Below are 11815 nucleotides of genomic sequence, written 5' to 3' on the forward strand. Positions count from 1 at the left end.
ATCTATCTAAACCAACTTATTAACTAACTATTTACCACTTCAGGCTCCACATCTACTAGCGCAACAGCTCCATGAATGGCTGTTTCGTCAAGTTCTGAAAGAAGAATTTGTAAATTTTCAAGTACAGTAGGGTACATGAAAGTGGATAATGTTTTATACAAAGAATCCTTAAACAAAGGATATGATTTTCTGATTGATCCGCCAAGAACAATGGCCTCAGGGGCTAAGGCATATAAAATATGCTTGATGAGTTCCCCTAAATGATGTCCATATTCTTCAAATGCTTTGATGGCATTTTTGTCGCCAGCCATGGCTAATTTGGCAAGTGCTTTTGGTCTCTGGTGATAGAAATTATGAAAGAATTTGCCACTGCAATAAAATTCATAATTATTATCCAAATAAGGAGCGCTGCACCATTCTCCAGCAGCAGAAGTAACTCCACTATAAAGTTGTCCGTTGATTACGATACCCCCTCCCACACCGGTTCCTAGTGTAATGCCTACCAGATTTTTAAACTTCTTCCCGACGCCATATTTATGAACGCCTAATGCAAAGCAATTTGCGTCGTTGTTTATGAATACAGGTTTTCCGAATTTCTGGAAAACAAATTTTCTCAATTCAACATGCTGAAATGCCGGTATGTTTGCAAGACCGAGTACTATTCCTTCATCTACATTTACCAAACCAGGGATTCCTATGCCAATACCTTCAATATCATGATGTAAATAGGACTCGATAAACATGGCAATGGTTTCTAATATATGATCTTGATCTTGATCAGCAGGGGTTGGTATTGATCGAATATCTTCTAGATGTCCTTTGATCAATACTCCACCTTTTATGCCTGTGCCTCCGATGTCCAATCCCAAAATGGCCTTTTCCATTCGATTTGGTTTACTGTTATGGTTTAAGGTTTGATAAAAGCAATGTTAATGACGCATCAGTAACATTGCTTATGGCTTTAAGTTTAAATAAAGGGCTAATTAAAGCATGCCTTCGATTGATTTTTCAAGTTCTCTTGCAGTTGCAAGGAATTCTTCTACGTTCATATCTCTAAAGAAAATCAAGCCATGGCTAGATCTAACTTTAGCTCTTTCATGCTGATAGAAGTAATTTTTACCCAAAAGCAACTGTATGTCATTCAGTTGGTTAACCCAGATTCTTTTGGCAACTGTACTGAATTTTCCGTTATGAGAATAACTCGGGAAAGAAGCGTTCACTTGACTTAAGTAACAGTTTGCAAAGGAATCTTCCATAACTGACATGTCGCCAAGAGAAACAGGTACAATTACATTAGCCTCATGAGGTTCAAATTTAAACCAAACGTTTCTGTAACCAATAATTCTCAAGTTACTGATATCTTTTTCTTCACCCCACTGACGAACAGCTTCTGCAGTCGCTTGTAGTACTTTGTAGTGGGTGTCAGGGCCAGAACCTTCAGGATCGAGTGTTAAACTAATCTTTGTTGGATTGATTTTTCGGAACATTTCCACGATCGGTTCCACGTCTCGCTTTTTGTCCGGCTGTTCTGTGAAAATATCTCCTGTGTAGAATCCAAGTCTTAAGTGATGCACATTTTTGACTTGAACTCCGAAGTGCGCCCATACTAATTCCTCTTCAAACTCACGGATCATTCCTTTCAGCTTTTGAATCTTAGATGGGTTTTTCTCTCCATCATAGCTATTTTTCAAAATGCTGATTACTTCATTGATGGTTTCTCTTAACTGCGTGGTGTTTTTTACTCCAAAAACAATTACCAAAGCTCTGACCACTCTGTGGCATAGACCTCTAACTCTTTCGTCAGCTCTTTCTGAAGCCACATTGGTCAAGAAGTGATAAACATCTTTGTCTGTCTTTAGACTATAGCCTATTTCAAAGAAGTCCTCGAAATTAACCATCTGGATTCTATTTTCATCCAGTAACTTTTTGGTTTGCTGTAAGGTATCTATTACAAAGGTATTGGTCACTGCTGTAAAGCCTGAAGTCAATACTGAGAAATGTGCTTCATTAGTCGGCTCATGAAGTTGATTCGTGATATGCGGTAAAATCCCTAGTGATATGTCGTCATGGTGAGGACCGGTATGAAGTAATACTTCATCTGTCTCTTGTTCCAAGCCTTTGGCTAATTTTGCCTCCGTACTTTTCATGACCTGATTAACAGTGTCTTCAGAAAGTTCCGGGATCATTCGAGTATATTTATCTGCTTTCAGATCAGAAAGCTTCACTCGATGACCGTATTTTCCAATTTTCTTGCAAAGATCAATTACTGCTCTTTCAGTTTTCTCCCAAGTCCATTCTCCTTTTTCATAGTAAGCATCAATGGAATCAGTTAATTTTACCGCTGCACCTTTAGTAAGGTAGAACCTTCCGTTTTTAAGTTTCTGAAGTACTGTTCCAGGGAAAACGTTATCTAATGGGGTTTCTAATGAATCTTTTACAATACCGGCTTTTGCCTCACCTGCAGCAATGATAATTGCCACTGCTTCTGGATTATAAACAATGGTATCTAAACCTATGGTGATAACTAGCCTGTTTGCAGATACTTCAATACCTCCCAAATCACCGGCAGCTACTGCTTGGGTTTCAAAGTTGGTTTCTGTCAATCTAGTGACGGAGAAAATATGGGAGCCTCTGGTGTTAAAAGCAATGTGTCCATCAGGACCTATTCCTCCTAGGAAGAAACCAATACCGCCTTTATCTCTGATTTTCTGCTCATAATCTCCACACCATTTATCGATTAAGTAAATGGATTCTTGTTGAAGCTTTTCTAGATCATTTTCCGGATCTCTGAATCTAAGAGATAAATCTACTTTTAGGTCCGGGAATACCTCTTTATAGGTCAATCCATTCGCCAAAGGAATCTCATCGGAGTTGATTAAGATGGCGTTTTCCTTTGCTAAACCGAATCCCTCAATGTAAAATTTATTCACATAGTGATAGAAACTGTTTTGTTGCTCAGAAGAAATTGGATAAAACTCATCAATCTGGACAAATGTCAAGTCCTTTAAAACTGGCTTTTTGCAGTTTCCTAAACCATACCTTTCTCTGACGTCTTTACCTTTTTTGTTGTCCCAATTGTCCAATAGGAATTGAGTCCATTTAATAAAGAATTCTGGAGATTTACCAGTTGGTAAGCTGATAACTCCATTTGGGTTTTCCGAAACCCATTCTAGAAAACGGCATGCAGTCAGCAAACCAAGTTTCGGGAAATTATCAACGGTTAAATAGGGAATAAGAGTGCTTATTTTCTCAATCCCGGATTCCTTAAGAAAACTTTTTTCTACTTCTGAAAGAGGGTACTTACTTAGCATGCTATTAGAACAGGTTAGGTATAGTTGGGAATAATAAAATTATATTCGTTTGAATCCAAATAATATTCAGTTAAACCTAAGTGTAAATCGATATAACTTCGATTTGACTTATTATTTAAAAATAATATTTGGTGTAAAGCTGATTGGATTAATCAATCTTCAACTAAACAAATTTAAAAAAAGTTTTTGAATAAAAAGCACTTTAATAAAAATTTTATAAAAGTATTCCTCTTTCCTTACAAAGTCCTGGTAAAAGCCAATTTGATTCTGGCTTGGAATTCTTCGATTACCTTAAAAATTTCCAAAAGAGTAACGGACTGAACTTTTGTGATCTGATTGATAATTAAAAAGTTTTTGGGTTTTTCCCTCTTTTCTAGAATCAAATGAGATTGGTTTTCTAATCGGAGCGCCATCAAATAGTCAAAAGCATGAATTAATTCCTGCGCCTCTTTATCGGAAAATACTCCTTTATCTCTAAGTAATTCAATCCTTCGAGTGGTGTTTGTTTCAAATACCCGATATTTTAAGGCATAAACTCTGGCTAAGTCTACAATGGGGCGCATGATCTGTTTTAAATTTACTTGCCTTTCGCCATCAATGGTCTCAGTTTTAATTTTCCTGAAAAAAGTAATGGGAGGTTCGTATTGGAGTGCATTGTATCCTAAGTTGATGTAAAATTTCTCAGGGGCTTGTTGCAATTGGAAGTCCATATATTCTTTGAGACTTTCCAACAAAGAATTTTCTCCATAGATTGCTCGGCAGTCAAAAAAAGTCGCATAATTCATCGCCGTTTCTTGGGAAGCATCCTGTATCCAACTTTCATAATTTCTTTTCCAATGGGAGAGGGAATGCGTCCATCTTGGATTCATGGCCATCAGTTCTCCTTCACAAAAGACGATTCCGATTTCATTTAAGGCTGTGGAAACACGGGTTGCAAAATCCAAAAAATAGGCTCTTACTTCTTCTCGGTGTTCGTTTGCTTTGTCCTCATAAATAATCGCATTATCCTGATCGGTTTTCAAAGTCAATTCTCCACGACCCTCACTGCCTAAAACAAAGAACACGAATTTTGCCGGAGCGGGACCAATTTCCTTAAATACTCGCTCTATGACTCTTTGCGCTATTGTATCAACTACTGTGGTGATGATCTGATTGACGATCCCTGCTTTCATTCCTCTAGATAAAAGCAAGTGAATGATTTCAGGCATTCGATTCCACTTTTCTGTAAGCTCTGGGATTTGTCTGGCCTCTTTTACAGATTGGATAAACATGAAGGGACCTTGGGATTGTTCGGTCAGTATTTTTGTTCTACTGATCCAGCCTACATAATTGCCATTCTCTTCCACTAATAAATAGCGAGACCTGGTCCTAAACATCAGCATCAAGGCTTCTACCAAATATGCTTGGGGGCTGATCGTGACCATATCAGATTCCATGATTTCAGATACCGGAATGGTTGCGGATAGTTTCTTTGCGAGCAGTTGATCTCTCAACGTAATATCTGTAATATAACCTATGATCTGTTCTGGGGATACTCCTATAAATAAGCAACTCACTTTTTCTTGGGACATTTTTGCTGCACATTCAAAAACAGGGGTTTCTGGAGGGGCCAATCTTAAGTTTCGAAAGTGAAGATCACTCACTTTTTTGGAGTAAAAATGGTCAGTGACGACAGGAGTGGAAAAATCCATTTTGTAAAAATTTTGAAGGGTTGAAAATAATTAATTTTCCTAACTTGGCTTCATGCTAATTATCGTTACAGGAGTTTCAGGGACAGGCAAAACTACCATTGGAAAAGGTCTCTCAAATCATTTCAATTTACCATTTTTTGATGCAGATAACTTCCATCCCCCAGAGAATATAGAAAAAATGAGCAATGGCTTTCCTCTGGATGATAAGGATCGATTACCCTGGCTTCAAGCATTGGCAAATCAATTAAAGGAATCTGAGAAATCTAGCGGAGCTGTTTTAGCTTGCTCTGCTTTGAAGCAATCTTACCGGGATATTTTACAAGTCAATGATCAGGTAAAATGGATACACCTGGAAGGAGATAGGGATTTGATTTGGGAGCGGATGTTGGCCCGAAAGAACCACTACATGAAAGCCAGTATGTTAGATTCTCAGATTGCAACCTGGGAAGAGCCTGATTTTGGGCTCAAATTATCTATTGCCAATGCCCCAGAAAAAATGATTGAAGAAGCCATCGCCTACATCCATAAATAGAGGACTTTTTCGATACAATGAAATAAAAAGAGTTGCATACAATTTGGGAATACACGAACTTATTCATGGATCCAATCTTCTAACCCGCTATGAAGCACCCTGTTTTATTTGTCGCAATCTGCCTTTTGTCCTTTACTTACCTACAAGCTCAAGTTCAGGTAATTCAAAATGTCCACGTGCTCAGTATGGAAGATGATTCCATCTTGGAAAACCAGGCTATTCGGGTAGAAAATGGAAAAATTGTGGAGGTTGTTCCGATGACAAAAGTGGCCAGACGTCCCAATGAAACTATCATTGAAGGAAATGGAGCATACGTTTTTCCAGGTCTAGCAGAGTTTCACTCTCATATTCCTGTGGCTCAAAGTGGAAATACTCAATTACAAGAAGAAGCCATGTGGCTCTATTTGGCAAATGGGGTGTTAAGAGTGAGAGGAATGATCGGGCATGCTTCACATTTACCTTTAAAAGCAAGAATTGAAGCTGGAACCTTACCAGGTCCCCGATTATTTCTTTCAGGTCCCTCATTCAGCGGAGGTTCTGTTTCCTCTCCGGAACAAGCTGCACAGATGGTAAGAGATGAAAAGGCTGCTGGCTATGATCATCTAAAACTCCATCCAGGGTTAGAAATGGACGAATTTTTGGTCATTGCAAAAACTGCCAAGGAATTGGATATTCCATTTGGAGGGCATGTTTCCTTAGATGTAGGCCTTAAAGCCAGTTTGGAAAACGGCTATAAATCCATTGAGCATATGGATGGATATGTGGAAGCCTTATTGCCTGACTATTCAAAAGTTTTTGATTCAGATGTGGCAGGTCCTTTTACCATGCTATTGGTGGGAGAAGTGGATATGGATAAACTGCCTGAACTTGTTCAAATGAGTTTAGATCATAAAGTTTGGATAGCACCTACCTTGACCTTATTTGATCGATATTTTGGGTCAAAGCCTGCTGAAGAATATAGAAACATTCCTGAAATGAAATACATGTCAGCGGCCCAGGTGCAGAACTGGATCAATGCCAAAACTCCCTATGAGGAAGCTGGAATTTTGACCAAAGAAAATGTGCAGCCTTACCTGGATTTTCGAAATAAATTATTGATGACTTTGCATCAAGCAGGTGTTCCTGTTTTGATGACATCGGACTCTCCTCAGGTTTTTAATGTCCCAGGATTTTCTATCCATCACGAAATCGAATTAATGTCCGATGCTGGTATGTCCAATTATGAAATTCTAAAGTCCGGTTCGATAAATCCTGCCCTGTATTTTGAGGAAGAAGGCCAATGGGGAGTAATCAAAAAAGGAGCTTCAGCAGATTTTGTTTTGGTTAAGGAAAACCCATTGAAAGATTTAGAGACGTTGAAGACACCGATCGGAGTGATGATGAAAGGAGCGTATTATGATCGGAATAGACTGGATCTAGAGTTAGCAAAAATTGAGTCAAACCATCAACGATAATTTCAAAGAGTTTCCATTCACCCAATTCCAAAACCACCTATGTACCAGACAAATAAATTATTCTACTGGCTTCTAGTATCCATGATGATTTTTGCCTGTCAGAATAAGCCCTCAGAACGAACTGAAATGGATGATTCAAAAGAAATAAACTTTGAAATGAAAGTAGAGAAAGTGGGAGAATGGGAAAGCAATGATGTGTACAAGTACGATTTAGATAATGGTTTCATGCAGGTCCAAATGACCAATTTTGGAGGGATCATCTCCAGGATACTTGTTCCTGATAAGGATGGGAATTTAGAAAATGTGGTCTTGGCATTGGATAGCATACCCCAATATTTCACAGGAAATGGACCTTATTTAGGCGCCGCTGTTGGTCGGTATGCCAATAGAATCGGAGGAGCATCATTTGAGCTGGATGGAGTGACTTATGAAATCACCAAAAACCTGGGAGAAAATCATTTGCATGGAGGAAGAAAAGGTTTCGGGGTACAAGTATGGGATGCTGAACCATTTGATACTGATCAATCGATTGGTGTCAAAATGCATTACCTCAGCAAAGATGGAGAAGAGGGTTATCCCGGAAATCTGGATACATGGCTGTACATGGAATTAACCGCTGATAATGAATTAAAAGTCAGGTTTGAGTCTACTACCGATCAAAAAACGGTCGTGAATTTGACCAATCATAGTTATTTCAATCTAGGCGGAATTACTAGAGATGTGAAGGATCATGAAGTACAGATTTTGGCAGATTCTTATACAGAAACAGACGATCGATTGATTCCAACAGGAAATCTATTGGATGTTGAAGGGACTCCTTTGGATTTTCAAACTCCAAAAAATCTAGGGCAGCAAATGGAATTGAATGGGGGTGGATATGATCATAATTTTGTGACCAAAAAAGAAAACTCTTCTGATTTGATTGCTATCGCAAAAGTAAAACATCCAGATACCGGTCGTGTCATGGAAGTTTTTAGCACGGCACCGGGTGTACAATTTTATACAGCCAATGGGATGCGGGATTTTAAGGGGGCTGACGGAAAAGTTTATCAACCTTTTTGGGCTTTTTGCCTAGAACCACAAGCTTGGCCTGATAGTCCTAATAAACCTTCTTTCCCATCCGCAACTTTGGCTCCGGGAGAGAAGTACGTCCATGAGATTGTGTATCAGTTTGAAATAGATAAATAAACGAAAGAGTAAGTTTTAAATTTAGAAGGTTTTAGTTAGATTGTTAGTTTAAACAATAACCCATGAAAAATAAGCTAACACTACCAGCACTTGTCATGAGTGCTATTTTTTTATCCTTTTCCAGTTATGCCCAAGATTACCAGCTAAGGAAAGTTGATGACTTACATGTTGAAAGCTTGGCACCAGTTGGTATCCGGGACTACGATCCTGAAAGAAAAGAATATTTAGGGTTTGTGGATAAAGGGTCAGAGGGAGTAGAACTGGCGATTTTTGATTCTGATGGTAAAATTGTGATTAGTGAAGTCAGGAGAGGAGATGGTCCAAACTTTTATTCTTCTTCCGCCTTGACGATGGGATTTGCTCCAGATGGAGGGATTTATGTGCAAACATCTGTGGAATTTCTTAAGTATGATCGGGAATTTAATCTGATCAAAAGAATTCGGTATGAACCAAAATTCACTACAGTGGTTTATTCCGGCCCCAGAGAAAAGTTTATTCCTTTGTCCAAAAAAAATGAGATTTCATTTTTGACCGGTGTTTCCGGTATTTCAGGAATGGCGATGGGGCCTGAAGTTCCATCAAAAGTACAATTGATTGAATATTATGATCCGAAACTAAAATCTGTTCAATCATTAGCTCCTTTATCAGAGAAAGGGGTTTTCCAAGGGTTTGGGGATGAAAAATCACCAGCAAGAATTAATTCCATTTATGAATTAAACTATGATGAGAATCTTTTGTATCTCACGACGACGATCGATAATGAGATCACCGTATACAATCCGATCAACTGGTTTGTAGTCAAAAGAATCAAGGTGAATCATGAGGAGTTTCAACCGCTGGATGATATTCCTCTAAGAGAGTCAAATTTTCCAACTGCCGAAGATAAGGGGGGGGCTATGCTTTTCGCGATGAATAGGAGGTTGATCAAGTTTGACTCTGATTTTCTGGGTTTGATTTATGTGCAGGGTGAATCTGAAGTTTCTTTTGAACTCAGAAAAAATACGAATAAGATCTATCGCTTAGGTGATCCGGAAATGCATCGACTGATTTTATTTAAAGACGGTGTCCAGCTTCCTGGTGAGCATACTATCCCAACGGGGATGATAGAAATGGCTTTGCCTAAAAACAGACTTTTGGTTAAAGTAAAAGAAGGAGAGGAGGAGCTGGAATATTATCCTTATGAGATCTGGGAAATCGTGGAGGGCTAAGTTGGAGAAATGGATGAATAGCGCAATTGTTTCTACATTATGAACAATTAATACCCATGACAAAAATTGATTATCGCCTTTTAACTACAATTAGGGGTTAGGTATAGGTATTGTAAGTAGGATGAGTAACAAATAACCAACTATACTAACTATGAAAATCAATTTTCAAAAAACTACAGTGAACAGGCTAAGAATGTCAGGAGCCGTATTGATGGCCGCATTTACTATTGGAGGATTGTCATCCTGCGATAATGAGGATGATGAGCCAATTGTGGATACCGTCAGTCAGCAAGATATGAACTTTGCTATTTCAGCATCTCAGCAGGCTAATGCACAAATCAGTTTTGGGCAATTGGCCTTGGAAAATGGGGAAGATGATTCTGTATTGGAATATGCGCAACTGATTGCAGATTCGAATATAGAGAGTAAAGCAGAATTGGAAGCCTTAGCAGACGGCAAGGATTTGCAAATTTCAGATGGAATTACTACCGAAATACAAGCAAGATATGACGAATTGGCTGCGCTCCAAGGAGAGGAATTTGATAAGGAGTTTATCAATTTTCAAATCGATTTATTAAATAACTCTATGTCCATGTATGAAAACCAAATTGACAATGGAGAGAATTTTACTATTTCAGGTTATGCCGAAAAAAACCTGGCAATAGTCAAAGATCATAAAGCGGAAGCAATTTTGGTGAAAGCTGAAATAGGTCTGGAAGGATTGTAAAATTAGCTTCCTTAACAGTTCAATAAAAAGGTCCTCAGAATATTTCTGAGGACCTTTTTTCTTCTTTAACATTGGATTGGTTAGAGGTCAACACTGAGTTTTCCAATTGCTTTCCATTCTCCCATTAAATGCTTTACCGCGACTCGTTGGGTGGCATCAAAAGATTGGTAGGCTACGACTACGCTGGAGTAGATAGATAGATCTCCAAAGTGCCGTAAGGCTAATGGATTTCCAAATAGGTACAAAATACAGGGTTTTTCATGAGCCAACTGCTGGATTTCCTCCAAATCAGATTTATCCAATCCAAAATGATTCATCGGTTTAGCAGAAGGGACAAAAACGGGGATTATTAAGAGCTCAGATTTTTTATCGGAGATTTCTGCAAGATTTCTACCGAAGGCTTCTTGAAGTAAACTTTCAAAATTTGTGGTTGGACCGGATGGAAAAGACCGTAATCCCAAATTACCTGACTCTCCCAAATCTCTGATTCTAATGGGATTGATTTCTCCTTCCAGTTGACAAAGGAATTCCTTCGAAAGCTTCTCCAAGAACTTGTCATGATTTTCCCAGTTGAAATGAGGAACCTCAATGGTTTTTCGTTCCAGGACCCCAAGTTTTTGTTTCAGATCCAGGATTTTTTGATAAGCTAGTTCGATATCCTCTTTTTTGCCTCTTTCTAAAATAAATTGAATTCCTTCTTTTATGTGGTCAGAAAAGCACAAAATATCATTTCCTGCCTGAAAAGCTTCCCACTCCAATTGCCCAGGATTGGGGAAGAGATTAGCTACGGCCTTCATATTAAGTGCGTCTGAGATGACCATTCCCTTAAATCCCATTTTATTCTTCAGCAGGTCAGTAATGATATCCCGACTGATGCTGGAGGAAATTTCAATATTTCCACTAAGTGCTGGAACCGCCAAATGTCCGACCATAATCATTTCTACATCATGATCGATTCCATATTGAAAGGGGTATAATTCTTCGGCTACTAACTCCTGTTTCGTTTTATTTACCACAGGCAAACCTAAATGAGAATCCACATGGGTGTCTCCATGGCCTGGAAAGTGTTTTAGGCAAGCTCCAATTCCTGCTTTCTTCAATCCCTTGTAAGCAGCTAAGGCAAGCCGGGCGACAGAATTTGTGTCAGACCCAAAAGACCTATAGCCTATGACTGGGTTGGAAGGATTAGTGTTGACATCTGCGCAAGGAGCTAGATTTAGATGAATTCCTGCGCTTTTTAGATCAAGCCCCATTCGGTAATTGACCTCTTCTACTTGCTTTTCCCCTTCTTGGCTAATTCCGCCCAAAGAAATAGCAAAAGGATAAGCGGGAGTTTGCTCGATACGCATTGCCAAACCAAATTCCCCATCAATGGAAATGATTAAAGGGATGGTAGAAGCCTCTTGATACCGGTTGATAAGTGCTACTAATTTTTCTAAAGTCCCTGATATGTCTAAAACCTCCTGTCTTTTTTCGAAGTTGGCAGCAGCTGAAATACGACTATGAAAAAAGGTCAATCCACCTATTTCTTCCTCTCGGATCAGGTTTTCCAAGTCTTGATAATTTTCTTCCGAATCATGAATAAATGCCGCAGGGAAGAAAATCTGGGCTATTTTTTGCCTATTGGTTAGCGTGGGGTTCATTCGTTAATTTCAGGTTTATGTGCTTTTTTACTCGAAAGCCGCCTAGTTCAAAGCTACCGGT

At 38.8% G+C, this 11815-nt stretch carries 9 protein-coding genes; 5 read left to right on the forward strand and 4 right to left on the reverse strand.

Annotation, left to right across the window (positions count from 1 at the left end; genetic code table 11):
- Positions 1-23 precede the first annotated feature (23 nt).
- The 3 genes from BUR11_RS17900 to BUR11_RS17910 all read right to left on the reverse strand — a co-directional run bounded on the left by BUR11_RS17900 (position 24) and on the right by BUR11_RS17910 (position 5002).
- Complete coding sequence (locus tag BUR11_RS17900) at positions 24-884, reverse strand: ROK family protein (protein WP_074226385.1); 861 nt, start codon at positions 882-884, stop codon at positions 24-26.
- Positions 885-983: 99 nt separating this feature from the next.
- A complete protein-coding gene (locus BUR11_RS17905; protein ID WP_074226386.1) occupies positions 984-3311 on the reverse strand; it encodes a PIG-L family deacetylase in 2328 nt (775 codons plus the stop codon).
- A gap of 236 nt (positions 3312-3547) precedes the next feature.
- The gene (locus BUR11_RS17910; protein ID WP_074226387.1) at positions 3548-5002 is read right to left on the reverse strand and encodes a DUF294 nucleotidyltransferase-like domain-containing protein; all 1455 of its coding nucleotides are present in this window, start codon (positions 5000-5002) and stop codon (positions 3548-3550) included.
- 52 nt (positions 5003-5054) lie between these two features.
- Here BUR11_RS17910 and BUR11_RS17915 point away from each other — a divergent pair, with 52 nt between their 5' ends.
- The 5 genes from BUR11_RS17915 (at position 5055) to BUR11_RS17935 (ending at position 10111) form a co-directional block, all read left to right on the forward strand.
- Complete coding sequence (locus BUR11_RS17915) at positions 5055-5534, forward strand: gluconokinase (protein ID WP_074226388.1); 480 nt, start codon at positions 5055-5057, stop codon at positions 5532-5534.
- 89 nt (positions 5535-5623) lie between these two features.
- Positions 5624-6988: an amidohydrolase family protein gene (locus BUR11_RS17920; RefSeq protein WP_074226389.1), complete on the forward strand. Its 1365-nt coding sequence runs from the start codon at positions 5624-5626 to the stop codon at positions 6986-6988.
- 39 nt (positions 6989-7027) lie between these two features.
- On the forward strand, positions 7028-8176 hold the full coding sequence (locus tag BUR11_RS17925) for an aldose epimerase family protein (RefSeq protein ID WP_074226390.1): 1149 nt from the start codon (positions 7028-7030) through the stop codon (positions 8174-8176).
- A gap of 62 nt (positions 8177-8238) precedes the next feature.
- Entirely contained in the window at positions 8239-9384 is a 1146-nt protein-coding gene (locus tag BUR11_RS17930) for a hypothetical protein (RefSeq protein ID WP_074226391.1), read from the forward strand.
- Positions 9385-9535: 151 nt separating this feature from the next.
- Positions 9536-10111, forward strand: coding sequence for a DUF4142 domain-containing protein (locus BUR11_RS17935; protein WP_084561062.1), 576 nt, complete (start codon positions 9536-9538; stop codon positions 10109-10111).
- Positions 10112-10191: 80 nt separating this feature from the next.
- On the opposite strand, the gene BUR11_RS17940 is transcribed toward BUR11_RS17935, so the two are convergent.
- Positions 10192-11754 (reverse strand): glycoside hydrolase family 3 protein, encoded by a 1563-nt coding sequence (locus BUR11_RS17940; RefSeq protein WP_074226393.1) that lies wholly within the window; start codon positions 11752-11754, stop codon positions 10192-10194.
- Positions 11755-11815 lie beyond the last annotated feature (61 nt).

Source organism: Algoriphagus halophilus (assembly GCF_900129785.1).
Taxonomy (GTDB): domain Bacteria; phylum Bacteroidota; class Bacteroidia; order Cytophagales; family Cyclobacteriaceae; genus Algoriphagus; species Algoriphagus halophilus.

Bases quoted from the DNA above. Each gene is read 5' to 3' on its own strand.
- BUR11_RS17900 (WP_074226385.1), bottom strand. From the start codon at position 884: ATGGAAAAGGCCATTTTGGGATTGGACATCGGAGGCACAGGCATAAAA.
- BUR11_RS17905 (WP_074226386.1), bottom strand. From the start codon at position 3,311: ATGCTAAGTAAGTACCCTCTTTCAGAAGTAGAAAAAAGTTTTCTTAAG.
- BUR11_RS17910 (WP_074226387.1), bottom strand. From the start codon at position 5,002: ATGGATTTTTCCACTCCTGTCGTCACTGACCATTTTTACTCCAAAAAA.
- BUR11_RS17915 (WP_074226388.1), top strand. From the start codon at position 5,055: ATGCTAATTATCGTTACAGGAGTTTCAGGGACAGGCAAAACTACCATT.
- BUR11_RS17920 (WP_074226389.1), top strand. From the start codon at position 5,624: ATGAAGCACCCTGTTTTATTTGTCGCAATCTGCCTTTTGTCCTTTACT.
- BUR11_RS17925 (WP_074226390.1), top strand. From the start codon at position 7,028: ATGTACCAGACAAATAAATTATTCTACTGGCTTCTAGTATCCATGATG.
- BUR11_RS17930 (WP_074226391.1), top strand. From the start codon at position 8,239: ATGAAAAATAAGCTAACACTACCAGCACTTGTCATGAGTGCTATTTTT.
- BUR11_RS17935 (WP_084561062.1), top strand. From the start codon at position 9,536: ATGAAAATCAATTTTCAAAAAACTACAGTGAACAGGCTAAGAATGTCA.
- BUR11_RS17940 (WP_074226393.1), bottom strand. From the start codon at position 11,754: ATGAACCCCACGCTAACCAATAGGCAAAAAATAGCCCAGATTTTCTTC.